Genomic DNA, 17,363 nt, shown 5'->3' with positions numbered 1-17,363 from the left:
ACCCCCCCCCCCCCCCACCGGCCGCGCACGGGGGGCGCCGCCCGCGCGGCCCCCCCCCCCCCCCCCCGCCCCCACACCCCGGGGCGCGGGCGGCCCGGCCCCCCCGTTTCCTGTTGGGCCGCAAGGGCAGCTCAGGCGGCCTTGCCGTTGGCGTTCAGCGCTTCGTCGGCCAACCGGCCGGTGAGTTCGGCCATGTGGTCGAAGACGGCCCGGTAGCTGGCGACACCCGCAGTGGCCGAGCGCAGCTCGATGATGAGGTCGCCGATCTCAGCCTGCGGCATGGTCGCCTCGACCACGTCCCATCCCGGCCAGTCGGGCCGCGCGTCGTAGCCGAGGATCTGGCCGCGCCGCTGCGGGATCAGAGCGATGATCTTCGACGTCGCATCCGACGGCGTGACGATCTCGACCTTCATCACCGGCTCCAGCAGCACCGGCGAGCACGCGGCCATGCCTTCCTTCATCGCCAGCTTCGCCGCCATCTGGAAGGCCATGTCGGAGGAATCGACCGCATGGTAGGAGCCGTCGGAAAGGTTGACGGCAACATCGACGACCGGGAAGCCGAGCGGGCCCGATTTCAGGTAATCGCGCACGCCGGTCTCGACCGACTGGATGTAGGTCTTCGGCACGACGCCGCCGGTGATCGTATCGGTGAACTGGAAGCCTGAACCGCGCGGCAGCGGTTTGATCTCCAGCACCACATCGCCGAACTGGCCGTGGCCGCCCGACTGTTTCTTGTGGCGGCCGCGCTGCTGCGTCGCTTTGCGGATCGTCTCGCGATAGGGCACGGCCGGCACATGGCCTTCGACCGGGATCTGGTTCTTGCCTTCCAGCCGCTCGCGCACGACGCGCAGATGCATCTCGCCATGACCGGACAGCACGGTTTCGGCGGAATCCTGGTTGTGATGCAGGTCGAGCGAGGGATCTTCCTCGGCCAGGCGCTGGATGGCCGCCGACATCTTGACCTCGTCCTTGCGCTCTTTCGGCCGCAGCGCGAAGGCGAAGACCGGTTGCGGCGGCGCCAGCGTGACCAGCGGCTTGATGCCGCCCTTGGTCGAGCTCAGCGTCTGGCCGGTCCTGACGGCGTCCAGCTTGCCGAGCGCCACAGTGTCGCCGGCCTTGGCCGAAGTCAGCTTGACCTGGTCCTTGCCGAGCATCTTGTAGATGCCGGAGACCTTTGCCGTCTCGCCGCTGGGAAGGAACAGCTCGGCGGCGTCGGCGACCTGGCCGGACAGGATGCGCGACACCGACAGCTTGCCGCCATGCGCGGTGTGGATGGTCTTCATCACTTGGACCACGGTGGCATTGCCATCGGGCGCGCCGAGACGCTGGCGCGTCGCCGCGATGTCGGGTGCGTCGTGACGGATCGCCTTCAACAGGCGCAGCACGCCGTTGCCCTTCTCGGCGGTGCCGATCAGCACCGGCGTCACCGTGCCGTCGCGCAGATCTGCGGCGAGGTCGTCGAAGATCGCGTCCTTCGGCGGTTCGATCTCGTCAAGCAATTGCTCCATCAGCCGGTCGTCATGGTCGGCGAGTGTCTCCAGCATGGAAAAGCGCGCCTCGAGCTCGCGCGCCTTGTCGTCGCTCGGGATCTGGGCGACCTCGCTCTCGGCATATTCGCGGTAGATGTAGGCACGCTCCAGAGCGAGGTCGATCGAGCCGATGACGACGCCGTCCTTGCGCAGCGGGATCTGGCGCAGCAGCAATGGCACCGAGCTTGCCGGCTGCAGCATCTTCAGCGTGTCGCGCACACCTGCTATCGCCTTGTCGACCTTGTTCAGGAACAGCATGCGCGGCACGCCGAGCTCGTCGAGCTTGCGCATGATCAGCTGCAGGGCAGGGATCTTCTTCTCGTCGGCCTCGGCAACGACCACGGCGACGTCGCAGGCGGCCAGCACCGGCTCGGCTTCGAAGGAGAATTCGATCGAGCCGGGACAATCGACGAAGGTGAACGGCTCGCCCATGAAATCGGTGGTGGCGAAGGTCGCCTCGACGCTCATGCCGTGAGCGCGCGCCTCGGGCGAATGATCGGAAACGGTATTTCCGGACGAAACGGGATTCTGGCGGGGAATGGCGCCTGTACGGGCGAGTATGGCTTCGAGAAGTGTCGTCTTACCGCTTGCGAAGGGACCGACTATGGCAATGCATTTCGGTCCCGTGCGTCGTCCTCCGGCGCGAGTACCCATGGCTGACCTCCACTCAGGCGTTTCCCTGTGAGCGGCGGCCGGCCTGTCGGCCGTCGCGGGCGAGGCTTTTTTCAATTTGCCACCTACCCAAAGGGCATCGTCCCACGGGCAGGCCGGGAGGGCAAGGGATTTGAAGTTGAAGGGATTTGAAGTTGGGGCCGGTTCAGCCGGTGCCGGTCAGGCGCGACGCCAGCGGGGGTGCGTCCACGCGCTGCACCGCCACCGTCTCGGCAAAGCGCGCGAGCAACGGATTGAACAGGTCCGCACGCTCCCAGAAAGGCGCATGCCCGGCGCCGGAGACGATGTGGCAATGCTCCCACAGGGAGCCGTAGGCGAGCGTCTCAAAATAGCCGAGCCGGACGAACGGATCGTTCTCGCCATTGACGATAGCGACCGGAAACGCGGCTTGCTCGACCACCTGTCTCTGGTCGGCACCCTTGCCGGTGAGCATGCCGCGCGTCACCGCGGCGCGCAGCCGGCCGTCGGTGCGCAGGATGGCTTGGCGAAAGGACGGATCGGCGGTGTCGCCGAAACACAGCGTCTCGAAGCGCTCGGCATCGCGTTCGGAATACGTCTTTTTGGACGCCAGCAGCATGTCCCAATGCGCGTGGAAGCCGCGCAGCATGCCGAAAGGACCCTTCGATACCGGCGGCGCGCCGGTCAGCATCAGCCCGCCGACGGCGCGGTGAAAACTCGCGAGTTCGATTGCCACGTGCCCGCCAAGCGACCAGCCGAAGACGACGGCGCGGCCGATGCCCAAGGCATCGAGGAGCTGGGCCGCCGATTGGGCAAGGCCGGCGATTGTGTAGTCCGTCGCCGGATCGCGGGCGTCCGACGATTCGCCATGGCCGGGCAGGTCGAAAGCAATCAACCGATGGGCAGCGGCCAACGGGCTGTCGAACTGGCGGGCGAATACGGCGCGCGAACTGCCTGAGCCGTGGATCAGGACAAGCGGGATGCCGGGTCCCGACGACTGGCTGAGGCGCAAATCCGCTTGCGGCGTGCGGATCGTGCGGTGGGAAACGGCCATATCTGGTTTGGACCTTGGGATTGTCTCCAGGTCAACATCGCATGCCGAGGTCACCATGTTGTTTAGAACGGTGGTTAAGAAATGATTTCTCGGCTTGCGCCGGGTATGATGAACGAATCCACCACAGCTAACCCCCGGAGCCTGATGATGGAATCCACACTCGACCTTCTCGTCTCGATCAGCAGCATCGCGACGCTCGGCCAATATGCCTGGTCGATGCGCGCGCATTTCCAGTCGCCGACCATGTCTCAAGGCGCGATGATCATTTCGGCCGTCGTGGTCGGCACGGCGCTGTTCTTTCTTGCGCTGCTGTGGATCGAGCGGCAGCCATTGGCGGCGAAGATCGGCGGGCTCGCCATCGAACTGGCAAGCTCGGCGCTGTTCTGGTGGGCGATCTCGGTCTCCCGCAAGGCGGGGCTGCGGTTCGCATTCGATCCTGACAATCCTGACAGCCTGGTGACCGAAGGCCCTTATCTCCATGTCCGGCATCCGTTCTACACGTCCTACATCATCTTCTGGGTCGGATGGGGTATCGCGACCTGGTCGGTCTGGGCGGTGGTGCCGGTCGCCGGCATCGTTACGATCTACGTGATCGCGGCCTTGGACGAAGAGCGAAAATTTTCGCGGACAAGGTTGGCCGATGCCTACGACGCTTACCGCACGCGGACCGGTCTGTTCTGGCCGCGTTTTGCCCGCAGCCGGCAGGAGATGCAGCCGGCATCGGACGAAAGTGGTAGGGTCTAAGACACTGGATTGAATCGAGGATTTGCGACGATGAAGATCATTGCCTGCGGCAGCGTGCCGACGATTGTTGCGCCGGAAAAATACTTCACTGGCCGGGTTTTGCAGACGCCGATCATCGAGAAAGAGGCGCCGGCGCGGCTCAGAGCCACGCTGGTCAGCTTCGAGCCCGGCGCCCGCACCCACTGGCACACGCATCCGCTTGGCCAGACGCTCTATGTCACATCCGGTGCCGGTCTCGTGCAAAGCTGGGGCGGGCCGCTGCAGGAGATCAGGGCCGGCGACGTCATCTCCTTTGCGGCCGGCGAAAAGCACTGGCACGGCGCCGCGCCCAAATCGGCGATGACCCACATCGCCATGCAGGAGGCGCTTGAGGGTGTGCATGTCGACTGGCTGGAGAAGGTGAACGACGAGCAGTATGGCGGCTGAAACGTCTCAGACCAGCGCGGCGGTAAAGCGCTGGATGCGCGTGCAGGCCTCTTCGAGCAGAGCCTCCGACGTGGCGTAGGAGATGCGGAAGTTCGGGCCGAGGCCAAAGGCCGAGCCGAAAACAACCGCCACGCCCTCGGCCTCGAGCAGTTCCGAGCAGAAGGTTTCGTCGCTGTCGATCACCTTGCCGCTCTTGGTCTTCCTGCCGATCAGCTGGGCACAGGAGGGATAGACGTAGAACGCACCCTCCGGCGACGGACAGGTGATGCCGCGCGCCTGGTTGAGCATCGAGACGACGAGATCGCGCCGGCCCTGGAAGGTCGCCTTGTTCTTCGGGATGAAATCCTGCGGGCCGTTCAGCGCTTCGACCGCCGCCCATTGGGCGATGGTGCAGGCGCCGGAGGTCTGCTGGCCCTGGATCATGTCCATCGCCTTGATCAGCGGCACCGGGCCTGCCGCGTAGCCGATGCGCCAGCCGGTCATGGCATAGGCCTTTGACACGCCGTTCATCGTCAGCGTGCGCTCATAGAGCTTCGGCTCGACCTCGGCGATGGTCTTGAAGACGAAGTCGGCATAAGTCAGGTGCTCGTACATGTCGTCGGTCAGCACCCAGACATGCGGGTGCTTCAACAGCACGTCGGCCAGGCCCTTGAGCTCCGCCTCGGTATAGGCGGCGCCCGAGGGGTTGGACGGCGAGTTCATCAACAGCCATTTGGTGCGCGGCGTGATCGCCTTTTCCAGCACGGTCGCCGTCAGCTTGAAGCCGTTGTCGATGGAGGTGTCGGCAAAGGCCGAGGTGCCGCCGCAGATCGCCACCATTTCGGGATAGCTCACCCAGTAGGGCCGCGGGATGATCACCTCGTCGCCGGGGTTCAGCGTCGCCATGAAAGCGTTGAACAGGATCTGCTTGCCGCCGGTGCCGACGATGGTCTGCTCCGGCCGGTAGTCGAGATTGTTCTCGCGCTTGAATTTTTTCGCGATCGCATCGCGCAGCGGCACGATGCCGGATACCGGCGGATACTTCGTCTCGCCTCGGCGGATGGCCTCGATCGCGGCGTTCTTGATGTTGTCGGGGGTGTCGAAGTCCGGTTCGCCGGCGCCCAGCCCGATCACGTCGCGGCCGGCGTTTTTCAGCTCGCGCGCCTTCTGCGTCACCGCGATGGTCGCGGAAGGCTTTACGCGGGAAAGGACGTCGGCAAGAAAGGCCATGACAGATATCTCCAGAAAGGACCGGCGGGCGAAGGCGCCGCGGCGCCTCTCATGTCGCATCATCTGGTCAAGCGCAAGCCCAGCGCAGGCATTGTCGAATGAGCCAGCGCGCAATGCTGGCAACAATAAATTCATCAACGATCGGTAAAAGCTTGAACGGCAGGACCGTAGCCGGTCCGCCAGTCTCGCATAGCGAGGAACCGTGACACGCAGCATCGGGCTTGCCCATATCATCCGCCATGATGACGGCACCGCCAGCGGTGTCTGGGGGGTCTATACGCTGCAAAGCGCGTTCCAGCCGATCTTCGCCTTCAACAAGGGCAAGCTTTCCGTCGTCGCGTTCGAGGGGCTGATCCGGCCGTTCCGCGAAGGCGAGCCGCAGCCGCCAATGAGTTTCTTCAACAGCTGTCCGGCGGTCGACCGCCTGCATATCGAGGCGCTGACACGGACGCTGCACCTTCTGAACGCCGGCGCCTGCCTGCCGCGAGACGCCTCCATCTTCATCAATTTCGATCCATCGGTGTTCACCGACCGCAGCATCGCCGACAAGGCGCTGCGCGAAATGCGGCTGGTGCTGCACGAGGCCGACATCGATCCGCGCCGCGTCGTCTGCGAGGTCACCGAACAGAAATCGGCGTCGCAGGAAACGCTCTACAATTTCGTCGGGGCGCTCAGGGGCAATGGTTTGCGCATTGCCGTCGACGATTACGGCGCCGACGAATCCGACATCAATCGCATCAAGGAACTCAGGCCAGACATCGTCAAGTTCGACGCCGACTGGATTATGACGCTGATGGAATCCGGTGCCGGCTTCGCCTTGCTGACCGCTATGGTGACCAGCTTCGAAGAGCAAGGCATCCGTACGGTATTCGAGGGCATCGAGACGGGCTGGCAGCTCGAGCTCGCCGAAAAGTCGGGCGCCTCGATGGTGCAAGGCTTCGTGCTGGCACGCCCGGAGCTTGCACCGACCAGCTTTCACGTCTTCGACAAGGCCGGGCAGGCATCAGCGGTGTCGCCCGATAAGGACAAAGTGCCCACGGCCGTTTCGACCTCGCGGCGACCGATGCGGGCTTTCGGGCGCAGGGTGGCACCGTGACCGGGCGGGCCGACATGCGGCGCAAGGTCGGCGAAGCGATCTTTGCCGACGAGGTCGGCATCGAATATGGCGTCTACGGCGCATTCCGGCTGAGGAGCGCCTACCAGCCGGTCTTCGCGCCGCGCGGCAGGTTTCTTGCCGCCGTCGCGGTCGAGGGACTGATCGAGCCGCATCGCGCAGGCAGGCCGGTGGCGCCGCAAATCTTCTTCGAAGGTGTGCCGGCAGCGGATCGGCTGTTTGTCGAAACCATGTGCCGGGTGCTGCATTTGCGCAACTTCCGCAACATCGGCGTCGACCGGCTCGACCTGTTCTTCAATTACAATCCGCTGATCAACGATGACCCCGCACGGGCGCTGGCCGAAATCAGGCTGATGACCAGGCATCTGGCGGATTTCGGCCTGCATCCCGGCATGCTGGTCTGCGAGATTACCGAGCAGGCGGCCGGCGACAAGGTGCTTGTCAGCCTGGCGCGCGAGATGCGGCGCGACGGCGTCCGCATCGCCATCGACGATTTCGGCACCGGGCATTCGACCGAAGAAAGGGTAGCGCTGGTGCAGCCCGACATCGTCAAGATCGACGGCACCTGGTTCGCAGAATTCTGCCGACACGCCGCCGCCGAGCGGTTTTTCCGGCCGCTGGTTTCGACGCTGCACGACCGTGGCGCCAAGGTGCTGGTCGAAGGCGTCGAGAACGCCACGCATCTGCGCGTCGCGCTGGATGGCGGCGTCGACCTGCTGCAGGGCTTTTACCTTGCCCGGCCGGCGCTGGCCGGTACGCTGTTCGACGAGGAGCCTCTGTCGATCGACAGGCTGCTTGGCAGGGACAACAACGTCATCCCCCTATTCGGCTAGGATATGTCGAGATTCAAGTGATGCCGGCCTGCGAACGGCGGTTTCCTGCGCTTCCGGTGCTCACGTACCCAAAGTACGCTCCGCTCCGGTTCTCGGAACCCACCCTTCTTGGCTCGGCCTGACTTGAATCTCGATATATCCTGAAATGCATCAGCGGCGCTGATGCTTACGCCAAAACAAATCACTGGATGAAGCCGCCGCCGCCGCGATAGAGGCTGGATCAAGCCCTGAGACGGGTGGTTGCGAGCAAGGGGGAGCACCGATGATACTCTATGGAATGATCGACAGCGGCAATTGCTACAAGCCGCGCCTGTTGATGGCCAAGCTCGGCATCGCTTTCACCAATGTCGAGGTCAGCTCGCACACCGGCGACACGCGCAAGCCCGACTATGTCGCGAAAAACCCGAACGCCATGGTGCCACTGCTCGAACTCGACGACGGCCGGCGGCTGGCCGAATCCAATGCCATCCTGCTCTATCTCGCCGAAGGCACGCGGTTTCTGCCGGCGGACAGATACGAACGCGCGCTGGCCTATCAGTGGCTGTTCTTCGAGCAATACAGCCACGAGCCTTATATCGCCGTGCGCAGGGCGCTGCTGACCTTCCCTGAAAGAGCCAAGGACGCAACGCCCGAGCGGCTGGCGCTGACGCTGGAGCGCGGCAACAAGGCGCTCGGCGTCATGGACAAGCACCTGGCCGGGAGCAGCTTCTTCGCCGGTGATGTGCTCAGCGTCGCCGACATCGCGCTCTATGCCTATACGCACACGGCCGAGACGGGCGGGTTTCAGCTCGACGCCTATCCGGCGGTTGCCGCCTGGCTGAAAAGGGTCGAGGCCGATCCGGGGCACGTGCCGCTGGAGTGGCTGCCTTAGTCACGCTTCTCGGCGCTTCGCGGCTCGCCCCGGAGGTCGGGCTTGCGGCCCTCGGCCGATGACGTGAATGGTCGCGCGGCTATTTCAGCAGGCGATCATATTCGGAATGGGTGCCTATCCAGAACCAGACCACGTCATCGTGGTCGCGAACAGCCACGGCGCGGTAGTTGATATCAACCCGCGCCGACCAGTCGCGCCCGACCTGTTTGAAATGCAACGACGGGTGGAACGGGTCAGAATTCAGTTTGGCGAAACGTCTGTTCGCCTTTGCTCTGATTAACGAGGGCAGTTTTGCGTAGGCCTCCCAAAACGAGGGAGTAGCAAAATGATTCACAGAGGCCGGGTCCGGCCGGCGCGATGATCAGCCAAGGCCTGCTCGGCAAGCTTGTCCAGCCTGCCGCCCTTGGCGTCGGCTTCGATCTGCCGGTCCCACATGTCGGCCTGCAGCGCCTCGAACCATGCGGCAAACGCTCTCAGCTCTTCGGGGCTTAGTTCGGCAACGGATTTCTCAATCTGTTCAAGCTTGCTCATGAATTAATAGTACCACATTGGGCCAAAAACACCACAAAGTGGGACTATAGGCCCAAGGCAGCGGTTCACTGGAATCCAGACAGCAAAAAGGCGGGACAAAATCCCGCCTTCCCATGCTTGGTAGCCTGATCGGGAGCGTTTTGGCCGGGCCGGCAGCAATCTGCTGCTTCGGCTTGTCGGGTCTTTCGCTCCGGCGCGCTTCTCGCGCGACCGCAAGAACACCCGGTCTTGGCCGCCCCCCCGGGGCTAGCGCCGGGCGCCCGCCATTCGCAAAATCAGGCTGCCTTGCTCAGAGATCCAGCGGACGACTTGCCAGTGCGGCGGTCCTGCTCGATCTCGAAGTTGATCTTCTGGCCTTCGACCAAGGTCGACAGTCCAGCACGCTCGACTGCGGAGATGTGGACGAAAACGTCCGCGCCGCCGCTGTCAGGCTGAATGAAGCCGAAACCCTTGGTGGAATTAAACCACTTGACCGTACCTGTTGCCATTTCGATAGTCCTTTACGTTTGCTTTAGTTTGACTGGGCCGAAACCCAGCCGGTTTGTATCGAGATTTTGGAGATAGAACGTCAGCAAACGCGAAGATCGCGAGGCCCGGATCGATCGGCCGAAATATCAATGGACCGCATATAATATGCCTTCGCGCAAAAAACAAGACGGGGCGGAAAATGGCGCGGCGGCAACGCTGCCCAACGGCCGCCCCAATCGCGTGAGAGCGTCGTCGCTGCGCGCCTGACGCGGGAGGATCGCGACAGCTTCGGGCACGGGTTTTGGGGAGAGGGACATGAAAATCGTTCTGCTTGCCGCTTGCCTGACGCTGGTGGCCGCCGAGGCGCAGGCGGTCTCGCGCTACGACCCGACCCGCATGAGCTGCGGCAAGGTGCAGGCGACGATCGCGCGCGAGGGCGCGGTCATCCTGCGTTACAGATCGGCGCGCGTGCCGGGCCTGGGGCTCTACGACCGCTATGTGCGGAGCCAGCAATTCTGCGACATCGGCGAGGTCAGGGCGCGGGCCTCCGTGCCGAGTGCCGATACGAATTCGTGCACCGTCTATAAATGCAAGCGGGTGGAATTCGATCGGCGCTTCCGCCGGCGGCTGCTTCCGGATTAGGCTGGTCGAGATGGGTGCGCCGGGGTACCGGCATCACCTGAATATCAGCACAGCTAAAACCCGAACGACACCTGCGCCGGCGGCGGCGGACCGACGCGCACGCCTTCCATGGCCAGCATCTTTTCCTTGGTGGCCGAGCCGCCGGCCGCGGAAAATCCGCCGATCTTGCCGCCGGCGGCAAGGATGCGGTGACAGGGGATGACCAGCGGCACCGGGTTGGCGCCGAGTGCGGCGCCCGTCTCACGCGCCAGCCCGGCATGGCCGGCGCGTTTGGCCAGTTCGCCATAGGTGGTGGTTTCGCCGAAGGCGAGTTTTCGTGCCGCGTCATAGATCGCCAGGCGGAACTCGTCGACGCCGCTGAGATCGACCGGCACGTTAGAGAAATCTATATCCTCGCCGGCGGCATAGGCCTTGATCGACGCGATCAGCTCGGCAACCCATTGCGGCTCGGGCTTCGCAGGCTGCTCGGCGGCGGCATGGCGCAGCAGCCGGCGCTCGACCGCGTCGCGATTGCGCTGCGGCAGGCAGAGCCGGGTCAGTCCGGCATCGCTCCAGGCGATGCCCATGAAGCCGAGCACGGTTTCGAAGACCGCGTGGCCGGCGGTGGCATGAGAGGCGTCCATGGCGTGCTCCTTTCCGGAATCCTGCGAAGTACAAATCCAGAACAATATCGCATTTCGCGGCCCGGCTCGCCACCCGAAAACCACCGGCTACCGCGGATTGCCCGGGGAAAGATGCTGGTGTAAGGACTTCTTAACACCCGACGAACCGGACCCGAGCGCCGCTTGCCAGCAAAATTCCTCTTTCCCGTCCTTGCGGCGGTGCTGGCCGTGGCCGCTCTCAGCGGTTGCACCTCGACTTCGCCGGTGACCCCGACGCCGGCCTTCACCGAAAATACGGCCAATACCGATGCCGGCTTTACGTTGGCGCTGCCTGACACGGTTTCGGTCCTGCCGGAGCCGTCCGGCGTCGCCCAGACAGCGGCGCTGCCGATCGAGCCGGCCGCCGCCTTTGCCGGGCCGACGCCGCTGGCGGCAAGTACCCCCGCCGTCATGACCGCCAACGCGCTGCCTGTTACCGCGACGCCAGCCGTCGCCATGCCGGTCAGCCAACAGACCGAGGCCATGCCCGGCGTTCAGCCGGTTTCCTACACGCTGCCGCAGGACCCGGCCGCTCTGGCCGCGACCGACCCCACCGAGGGTCAGTCCAACGCCGGCGGCCGCAGCGAGATCGAGCGGCTGATCGAGAAATATTCCGCGCTTTATCAGGTGCCGGTCGATCTGGTGCGCAGCGTCGTCAACCGCGAGAGCACGTTCAACCCGAAAGCCTACAATCACGGCCATTGGGGGCTGATGCAGATCAAGCACGCGACGGCGCGCGGCATGGGCTATGACGGGCCGGCAAGCGGCCTGTTCGATGCCGAGACCAATTTGAAATATGCGGTGAAATATCTGCGCGGCGCCTGGCTGGTCTCAGGCGGCAACCCCAAGCGCGCCGACCGGCTCTACCAGAGCGGCTATTATTATGACGCCAAGCGTAAGGGGATGCTGGGCGAAACCGGCCTCGGCAGCGACAGCCTGCGCCGCCGCATGCAACCCGATGCCTGAGCCGCGTCCGCCGGCGCCAAACGACATCCGCCTGCGCAAGATCCTCGACGACACGCTTCTGGCGCCGCGCTGGCCCGAAGGTTTTTTCATGCGCGCCTTCGAAGCCGCGGATGCACTCGCTTTGCATACGCTGTTGACCGCGGTGTTTGACGATGGCGCCGACGGGCCGTTCGACGAATGGTGGCCGCGCATTTCGGCCGACGCGGAATTCGACCCAGCTTTGTGTTTCCTGGTCATCGACGGCAAGGGCCGGCTGGCGGGCGCGGCGCTCTGCTGGACACGGGCGTTCGTCAAGGATCTTGCCGTCCACCCCGAGGCGCGCGGCAACGGCATTGCCGAGGCACTGATGCGGCACGCGTTTGCGGTGTTTCAGGCAAGGGGTGCTGCGCATGTCGATCTCAAGACCAATACCGTCGAGAACGCGGCTGCGGTCAGGCTCTATCAGCGGCTGGGGATGGTCGAGGTCGATTGGGCGGCGTGAGGGGTCGGGGCAAGCGGGCGCTCGACCGTAGAAGTCGGCGCCGCCCCTCATCTGCCTGCCGGCATCTTCTCCCCGTAGAGGACGGGGAGAAGGGGGCTGGCGGCAAACTCAGCTCCCTTTCTTCAACTCTGGAGATTGGCGAAATCCTTGGCGAAGGCACCTTTCTCCCCGTCGCTATACGGGGAGAAATGCCCGGCAGGGCAATGAGGGGCAGCGCACACCTCATGTGATTTGACGCTGCCGCGCCGTGACCTACCCTCCAATCGAAATGAACCGAGGAGACGAGCGATGCAGTCACCTTTCAACCGAAGCGTCATGCTGGCGGCGGTGATGCTTGCCGCCGGCACCGCAGCTTACGCCCATCACGGCTGGTCGTGGACGCAGGACGGGTTTTTCGAACTCAAAGGCAAGATCACGGCCATCTATATCGGCAACCCGCACGCCACGCTGGATGTCGACGCGAAGGGAGAGGCCTGGCGGGTGGAGATGGCGACGCCGTCCCGCACGATCGCCGCCGGCTTCACCGAGGAGGTCGCCAAGATCGGCGACGAGGTGACCGCGATCGGCAACCGCTCGCGCGACGAGACCGAAAAGCGCATGAAGGCGGTCCGCGTCATCGTCGGCGGCAAGACCTATGACGTCTATCCTGACCGCGTGCCGCCGGCCTGAATGGACGGGTTTTTCGCCGGCATCGAGCAACTCGCTTTGGTGCGGGGACTGAAGGCCTCCTTCGTCGCCTACCCCATCGTCAATGCGCTCCACATCATGTCGATCGGCGCGCTGCTGACCAGCGTCTGGCTCATGGATCTCAGGATCCTCGGCGCCTTCCGCTCGCTGCCGCAGGCGCCGTTCATCGCGCTGCTGCGCCGCACCGCATTGGCCGCGTTCGCCGGCGCGCTTGTCACGGGCTCGCTGCTGTTTTCAGTCAGGCCGAGCGAGTATGCGGCGATGCCGGTTTTCCTTGCCAAGATGGGACTCATCCTGCTCGCCGGCGTCAACTTCCTGGTCTTCATGCGCCGCGCAAGAGGCGGCGACGAGCCGGCCGGCGGGGCCGCAACCGTGCTGGCTGTATTTTCGGTGGTGCTGTGGACGTCCGTGCTTTTCGCCGGACGGTTTATTGGGTTTCTCAACTAAGCCGGGCGGCGGCACTGTTGGCCGATTTGGCGACTAATCTCGGGAGCTCCGAGTTATGCGTTGCGGACCCGGCCAGGACCCGCGCGCCATCGAAACGTGCGAGGTCCTGTAGAACCTGAGGGATTTTACCTTGGAGGGCAGGGTGGACTGGTACGAGCAGCTAGAGACTTGTGGCCGCGTCAGGCTTTTGTATGGTTCATCCCTGCTTCGAAGCCGATTGAGTGAGCCGACATGAGCTGTCCAGGAACCGGGACAGCGCCCCCTCTGGCCTGCCGGCCATCTCCCCCACAAGGAGGGAGATTGGCTAATCGCCTAAGCAAAATACTCCTGCAAGGGGCGCACTTCCAGGCTCCCCGCCTTCAGCGCCGCGATCGCCTCGGCCACCGCAGCCGCGCCCGACAGCGTCGTGTAATACGGCACTTTCTGCATCAGCGTCGCCCGGCGCAGCGATTTGGAGTCCGACACCGCTTTCTGGCCGTCCGTGGTGTTGAAGACGATCTGGACCTGGCGGTTGCGGATGGCGTCCTCGATGTGCGGGCGGCCTTCCAGCACCTTGTTTATCTTTTCGGCGACGACGCCGTTCTCGGCGAGGAAGCGGGCGGTGCCTGAGGTGGCGAGCACTTTGAAACCCTGGCCGGCGAGACGTTTCACCGCCGGCAGGATGCCTTTCTTGTCCTCGTCGCGCACCGAGACAAACAGCGTGCCCGCGCGGGGGAGATCAACACCCGCCCCCAGTTGGCTCTTGGCGAAGGCCAGCGCGAAGTCGCGGTCGAGGCCCATGACCTCGCCGGTCGAGCGCATTTCCGGGCCGAGCAATATGTCGACGCCGGGGAAGCGGGCGAACGGGAATACCGCTTCCTTGACGGCGATGTGGCCGGGGTTGCGCGGGTCGGGCATGGCGCCGTAATGGGCGAAGGCGTCTTCCAGGCTTTCGCCGGCCATGATGCGGGCGGCGATCTTTGCGATCGGCCGCCCAATGGTCTTGGCGACGAAGGGCACGGTGCGCGATGCGCGCGGGTTGACCTCCAGCACATAGACGGTGCCGTCCTTGATCGCGTACTGCACGTTCATCAGCCCGCCGACATTGAGCGCACGGGCCAGCGCTGCCGTCTGGCGCTCGAGTTCGTCGACGAGCTCCGATGGCAGCGAGTGCACCGGCAGCGAGCAGGCCGAGTCGCCCGAGTGGATGCCGGCCTCCTCGATGTGCTCCAATATGCCGGAGACGTAGGTCGACCTGCCGTCGCAGAGACAATCGACATCGACCTCGATGGCGCCCGACAGATAGGTATCGAACAGAAGCGGGTTCTTGCCGAGCAGCGTGTTGATCTGGCCGGTCTTGTCGTTGGGGTATTTCTGCTTGATGTCCTCCGGTACCAGGCCGGGCACGGTGTCGAGCAGATAGGACTGCAGCATGCTCTCGTCGTGGATGATCTGCATGGCGCGGCCGCCGAGCACGTACGACGGGCGCACCACCAGCGGGAAGCCGAGCTCGCCGGCGACGAGGCGGGCCTGCTCGACCGAGTAGGCAATGCCGTTCTTCGGCTGGCTGAGGCCGAGCTTGTGCAGCAGCTTCTGGAAGCGGTCGCGGTCCTCGGCCAGATCGATCATGTCGGGCGAGGTGCCGAGGATCGGGATGCCGGCCTTCTCCAGCGCATCCGCCAGCTTCAGCGGCGTCTGGCCGCCGAACTGGACGATGACGCCGACCAGTTCGCCCGACGCCTGCTCGGCGCGCAGGATCTCCAGCACGTCCTCCGGCGTCAGCGGCTCGAAATAGAGCCGGTCCGAGGTGTCGTAGTCGGTCGACACGGTCTCGGGGTTGCAGTTGATCATGATCGCCTCGAAGCCGGCGTCGCGCAGCGCAAAAGCGGCATGGCAGCAGCAATAGTCGAACTCGATGCCCTGGCCGATGCGGTTGGGGCCGCCGCCGAGGATGACGACCTTCTTGCGCGACGAGACCTGCGCCTCGTTGGCGAGCGCGCCGGCAAACGGCACCTCATAGGTCGAATACATGTAGGCGGTGGGCGAGGCGAATTCGGCGGCGCAGGTGTCGATGCGCTTGTAAACCGGATGAACGTCGAGCTTGTCGCGTATCTTCTGGATCTCTTCGACATCCTTCCTGACCAGGGAGGCGAGGCGGGCGTCCGAAAAACCCATCGCCTTCAGCATGCGCAGATTGGCGGCGTCCTCGGGAATTCCGTGCTCGCGGATGCGGGCTTCCATGTCGAGAATGCCGGCTATCTGTTCGAGGAACCACGGGTCGATCTTGCACATCGCGTGCACGTCTTCGAGCGAAGTGCCCATGCGGATCGCTTGCGCCACCATGCGCAGCCGGTCCGGCGTCGGCGTGCCCAAGGCGGCGCGGATGGCGTTGCGGTCGTCGACGTGGCTGGCAGCTGTCGTCCCATGGCCGATGCCGGGGATCTCGATTTCGTCCAGACCGGTCAGGCCGGTCTCCAGCCCGCGCAGCGCCTTCTGCAGCGATTCCTGGAAGGTGCGGCCGATGGCCATGACCTCGCCGACCGACTTCATCGAGGTGGTCAGCACTGGCTCGGCGCCGGGAAACTTCTCGAAGGCAAAGCGCGGGATTTTTGTCACGACATAGTCGATGCTCGGCTCGAACGAGGCCGGCGTTGCTCCGCCGGTGATGTCGTTCTCGAGCTCGTCCAGCGTGTAGCCGACGGCGAGCTTGGCGGCGATCTTGGCGATCGGAAAACCGGTCGCCTTGGAGGCCAGCGCCGACGAGCGCGAGACGCGCGGGTTCATCTCGATCACCACCAGGCGGCCGTCGGCCGGGTTGACGGCGAACTGCACGTTGGAGCCGCCGGTCTCGACGCCGATCTCGCGCAGCACCGCGATCGAGGCGTTGCGCATCATCTGGTATTCCTTGTCGGTCAGCGTGAGCGCTGGGGCGACGGTGATCGAGTCGCCCGTATGCACGCCCATCGGGTCGATGTTCTCGATCGAGCAGACGATGATGCAGTTGTCGGCTTTGTCGCGGACAACCTCCATCTCATACTCCTTCCAGCCGAGTACGCTCTCCTCGATCAGCACTTCGGTGGTCGGCGAGGCGTCGAGGCCGGACTGGACGATCTCGAAGAATTCGGCGCGGTTGTAGGCGATGCCGCCGCCGGTGCCGCCCATGGTGAAGGAGGGGCGGATAATTGCGGGCAGGCCGACATGGTCGAGCGCTTGTGCTGCAATCGCCATGGCATGGCTGATATAGCGCTGCTTGCGGTCGCCTTCGCCGAGGTTCCAGCGCGTTTCCAGAGCGTCGAGCGCGGCGTCGAGATTTTCGGGCTTCTCGGCCTTCAACTCGGCGCGTTCGGCCTCGTGCGTCTTGCGGTCGGCATTCTTGACGTCGGTGGCGTTGGCCAGCATCGACTTCGGCGTTTCCAGGCCGATCTTGTTCATCGCCTCGCGAAACAAAGCGCGGTCCTCGGCCTTGTCGATTGCGGTGGCGTCGGCGCCGATCATCTCGACCTGATAGCGGTCGAGCACGCCCATGCGGCGCAGCGACAAAGCGGTGTTGAGCGCGGTCTGGCCGCCCATGGTCGGCAGCAGCGCGTCCGGCCGCTCCTTGGCGATGATCTTGGCCACCACTTCGGGCGTGATCGGCTCGATGTACGTGGCGTCGGCCAGTTCCGGATCGGTCATGATGGTGGCCGGATTGGAATTGACCAGGATAACGCGAAAACCCTCTTCCTTCAGCGCCTTGCAGGCCTGGGTGCCGGAATAGTCGAATTCGCAGGCCTGGCCGATGACGATGGGGCCGGCCCCGATGATCAGGATCGACTTGATGTCGGTGCGTCTTGGCATGTCGAGGGTCCGTTCGGCGGGCGGCTTGCACAAAAAGCCGGACGGGATGACCCGGCCGGTTGCGCGCGCGATTCTGGTATCAGGCTAGGAGGGCCTTATAGGGAAGAGTTTTGCCGGATGTAAGCCCCTAAAATGCGGGTAGGGCGGTAGGGCAGTAGGGCAGTAGGGCAGTAGGGGAGTAGGGCAGGAGGGCAGTAGGCGGGTAGGGCGGAAGGGCAGATGGGCAGGTAGGCATTTGCGCGTGAGCGCGGGGGCGCGAGAGCGCGCGTGTAGG

The 17,363-nt window shown here is 64.4% G+C and carries 18 protein-coding genes; 10 read left to right on the top strand and 8 right to left on the bottom strand.

From position 1 onward, the window contains the following. Window positions 1-131: 131 nt before the first annotated feature. Window positions 132-2,183, bottom strand: coding sequence for an elongation factor G (locus NKH67_RS32970; RefSeq protein WP_352475049.1), 2,052 nt, complete (start codon window positions 2,181-2,183; stop codon window positions 132-134). A 163-nt stretch (window positions 2,184-2,346) separates the two neighbouring features. Beyond that, entirely contained in the window at window positions 2,347-3,213 is an 867-nt protein-coding gene (locus tag NKH67_RS32965; protein ID WP_352475048.1) for an alpha/beta fold hydrolase, read from the bottom strand. Between the two features lie 144 nt (window positions 3,214-3,357). Between NKH67_RS32965 and NKH67_RS32960 the strand changes: the two genes are divergently transcribed. Then, entirely contained in the window at window positions 3,358-3,957 is a 600-nt protein-coding gene (locus NKH67_RS32960; protein WP_352475047.1) for a methyltransferase family protein, read from the top strand. Window positions 3,958-3,987: 30 nt separating this feature from the next. Then, window positions 3,988-4,383 carry a (R)-mandelonitrile lyase gene (locus NKH67_RS32955; RefSeq protein ID WP_023678338.1) on the top strand — a complete coding sequence of 132 codons (396 nt, stop codon included), beginning with the start codon at window positions 3,988-3,990 and terminating at the stop codon, window positions 4,381-4,383. Between the two features lie 6 nt (window positions 4,384-4,389). Here the strand turns inward: NKH67_RS32955 and NKH67_RS32950 are convergent, their stop codons facing one another. Beyond that, on the bottom strand, window positions 4,390-5,592 hold the full coding sequence (locus NKH67_RS32950; RefSeq protein WP_352502223.1) for a pyridoxal phosphate-dependent aminotransferase: 1,203 nt from the start codon (window positions 5,590-5,592) through the stop codon (window positions 4,390-4,392). 202 nt (window positions 5,593-5,794) lie between these two features. On the opposite strand from NKH67_RS32950, the gene NKH67_RS32945 reads away from it, so the two are divergent. The 3 genes from NKH67_RS32945 to NKH67_RS32935 all read left to right on the top strand — a co-directional run bounded on the left by NKH67_RS32945 (window position 5,795) and on the right by NKH67_RS32935 (window position 8,410). Beyond that, a complete protein-coding gene (locus tag NKH67_RS32945; RefSeq protein ID WP_352475045.1) occupies window positions 5,795-6,688 on the top strand; it encodes an EAL domain-containing protein in 894 nt (297 codons plus the stop codon). After that, the gene (locus NKH67_RS32940) at window positions 6,685-7,539 is read left to right on the top strand and encodes an EAL domain-containing protein (protein WP_352475043.1); all 855 of its coding nucleotides are present in this window, start codon (window positions 6,685-6,687) and stop codon (window positions 7,537-7,539) included. Before NKH67_RS32945 ends, NKH67_RS32940 begins: the two co-directional genes overlap by 4 nt. A gap of 262 nt (window positions 7,540-7,801) precedes the next feature. After that, window positions 7,802-8,410 carry a glutathione S-transferase family protein gene (locus NKH67_RS32935; RefSeq protein ID WP_352475042.1) on the top strand — a complete coding sequence of 203 codons (609 nt, stop codon included), beginning with the start codon at window positions 7,802-7,804 and terminating at the stop codon, window positions 8,408-8,410. Between the two features lie 79 nt (window positions 8,411-8,489). Here NKH67_RS32935 and NKH67_RS32930 read toward each other — a convergent pair whose 3' ends face one another. The 3 genes from NKH67_RS32930 to NKH67_RS32920 form a co-directional block, all read right to left on the bottom strand. Next, entirely contained in the window at window positions 8,490-8,744 is a 255-nt protein-coding gene (locus NKH67_RS32930; protein ID WP_352475041.1) for a type II toxin-antitoxin system RelE family toxin, read from the bottom strand. Next, window positions 8,741-8,941 (bottom strand): hypothetical protein, encoded by a 201-nt coding sequence (locus NKH67_RS32925; protein WP_352475039.1) that lies wholly within the window; start codon window positions 8,939-8,941, stop codon window positions 8,741-8,743. The genes NKH67_RS32930 and NKH67_RS32925 overlap by 4 nt, the downstream gene beginning before the upstream one ends. Before the next feature lie 275 nt (window positions 8,942-9,216). Next, a complete protein-coding gene (locus tag NKH67_RS32920; protein WP_023678332.1) occupies window positions 9,217-9,429 on the bottom strand; it encodes a cold-shock protein in 213 nt (70 codons plus the stop codon). A 295-nt stretch (window positions 9,430-9,724) separates the two neighbouring features. Here NKH67_RS32920 and NKH67_RS32915 point away from each other — a divergent pair, with 295 nt between their 5' ends. Continuing rightward, window positions 9,725-10,051: a hypothetical protein gene (locus NKH67_RS32915; protein WP_352475078.1), complete on the top strand. Its 327-nt coding sequence runs from the start codon at window positions 9,725-9,727 to the stop codon at window positions 10,049-10,051. Window positions 10,052-10,104: 53 nt separating this feature from the next. On the opposite strand, the gene NKH67_RS32910 is transcribed toward NKH67_RS32915, so the two are convergent. Continuing rightward, complete coding sequence (locus tag NKH67_RS32910; protein ID WP_352475079.1) at window positions 10,105-10,674, bottom strand: methylated-DNA--[protein]-cysteine S-methyltransferase; 570 nt, start codon at window positions 10,672-10,674, stop codon at window positions 10,105-10,107. A 162-nt stretch (window positions 10,675-10,836) separates the two neighbouring features. Between NKH67_RS32910 and NKH67_RS32905 the strand changes: the two genes are divergently transcribed. The 4 genes from NKH67_RS32905 (at window position 10,837) to NKH67_RS32890 (ending at window position 13,273) form a co-directional block, all read left to right on the top strand. Next, the gene (locus NKH67_RS32905) at window positions 10,837-11,658 is read left to right on the top strand and encodes a transglycosylase SLT domain-containing protein (RefSeq protein ID WP_352475080.1); all 822 of its coding nucleotides are present in this window, start codon (window positions 10,837-10,839) and stop codon (window positions 11,656-11,658) included. Continuing rightward, entirely contained in the window at window positions 11,651-12,139 is a 489-nt protein-coding gene (locus NKH67_RS32900) for a GNAT family N-acetyltransferase (RefSeq protein ID WP_352475082.1), read from the top strand. The genes NKH67_RS32905 and NKH67_RS32900 overlap by 8 nt, the downstream gene beginning before the upstream one ends. A 288-nt stretch (window positions 12,140-12,427) precedes the next feature. Beyond that, a complete protein-coding gene (locus NKH67_RS32895) occupies window positions 12,428-12,808 on the top strand; it encodes a DUF6152 family protein (RefSeq protein ID WP_352475083.1) in 381 nt (126 codons plus the stop codon). Next, window positions 12,809-13,273 carry a DUF6644 family protein gene (locus NKH67_RS32890; protein ID WP_352475085.1) on the top strand — a complete coding sequence of 155 codons (465 nt, stop codon included), beginning with the start codon at window positions 12,809-12,811 and terminating at the stop codon, window positions 13,271-13,273. It abuts the gene before it with no gap. Window positions 13,274-13,585: 312 nt separating this feature from the next. On the opposite strand, the gene carB is transcribed toward NKH67_RS32890, so the two are convergent. Beyond that, window positions 13,586-17,089, bottom strand: a complete 3,504-nt coding sequence (carB, locus tag NKH67_RS32885; RefSeq protein ID WP_352475086.1) for a carbamoyl-phosphate synthase large subunit — start codon at window positions 17,087-17,089, stop codon at window positions 13,586-13,588. Between the last annotated feature and the right edge of the window lie 274 nt (window positions 17,090-17,363).

Source organism: Mesorhizobium sp. M0968, from assembly GCF_040319065.1.
Classification (GTDB): Bacteria; Pseudomonadota; Alphaproteobacteria; order Rhizobiales; family Rhizobiaceae; genus Mesorhizobium.
This window is presented reverse-complemented; position numbering and strand designations above follow the sequence as displayed.

What these genes read in the sequence shown, in the direction of transcription:
- NKH67_RS32890 (WP_352475085.1), top strand. Translation starts at nt 12,809, where the DNA reads ATGGACGGGTTTTTCGCCGGCATCGAGCAACTCGCTTTGGTGCGGGGA.
- NKH67_RS32920 (WP_023678332.1), bottom strand. Translation starts at nt 9,429, where the DNA reads ATGGCAACAGGTACGGTCAAGTGGTTTAATTCCACCAAGGGTTTCGGC.
- NKH67_RS32895 (WP_352475083.1), top strand. Translation starts at nt 12,428, where the DNA reads ATGCAGTCACCTTTCAACCGAAGCGTCATGCTGGCGGCGGTGATGCTT.
- NKH67_RS32960 (WP_352475047.1), top strand. Translation starts at nt 3,358, where the DNA reads ATGATGGAATCCACACTCGACCTTCTCGTCTCGATCAGCAGCATCGCG.
- NKH67_RS32915 (WP_352475078.1), top strand. Translation starts at nt 9,725, where the DNA reads ATGAAAATCGTTCTGCTTGCCGCTTGCCTGACGCTGGTGGCCGCCGAG.
- NKH67_RS32910 (WP_352475079.1), bottom strand. Translation starts at nt 10,674, where the DNA reads ATGGACGCCTCTCATGCCACCGCCGGCCACGCGGTCTTCGAAACCGTG.
- NKH67_RS32955 (WP_023678338.1), top strand. Translation starts at nt 3,988, where the DNA reads ATGAAGATCATTGCCTGCGGCAGCGTGCCGACGATTGTTGCGCCGGAA.
- NKH67_RS32970 (WP_352475049.1), bottom strand. Translation starts at nt 2,183, where the DNA reads ATGGGTACTCGCGCCGGAGGACGACGCACGGGACCGAAATGCATTGCC.
- NKH67_RS32925 (WP_352475039.1), bottom strand. Translation starts at nt 8,941, where the DNA reads ATGAGCAAGCTTGAACAGATTGAGAAATCCGTTGCCGAACTAAGCCCC.
- NKH67_RS32950 (WP_352502223.1), bottom strand. Translation starts at nt 5,592, where the DNA reads ATGGCCTTTCTTGCCGACGTCCTTTCCCGCGTAAAGCCTTCCGCGACC.
- carB (WP_352475086.1), bottom strand. Translation starts at nt 17,089, where the DNA reads ATGCCAAGACGCACCGACATCAAGTCGATCCTGATCATCGGGGCCGGC.
- NKH67_RS32935 (WP_352475042.1), top strand. Translation starts at nt 7,802, where the DNA reads ATGATACTCTATGGAATGATCGACAGCGGCAATTGCTACAAGCCGCGC.
- NKH67_RS32900 (WP_352475082.1), top strand. Translation starts at nt 11,651, where the DNA reads ATGCCTGAGCCGCGTCCGCCGGCGCCAAACGACATCCGCCTGCGCAAG.
- NKH67_RS32965 (WP_352475048.1), bottom strand. Translation starts at nt 3,213, where the DNA reads ATGGCCGTTTCCCACCGCACGATCCGCACGCCGCAAGCGGATTTGCGC.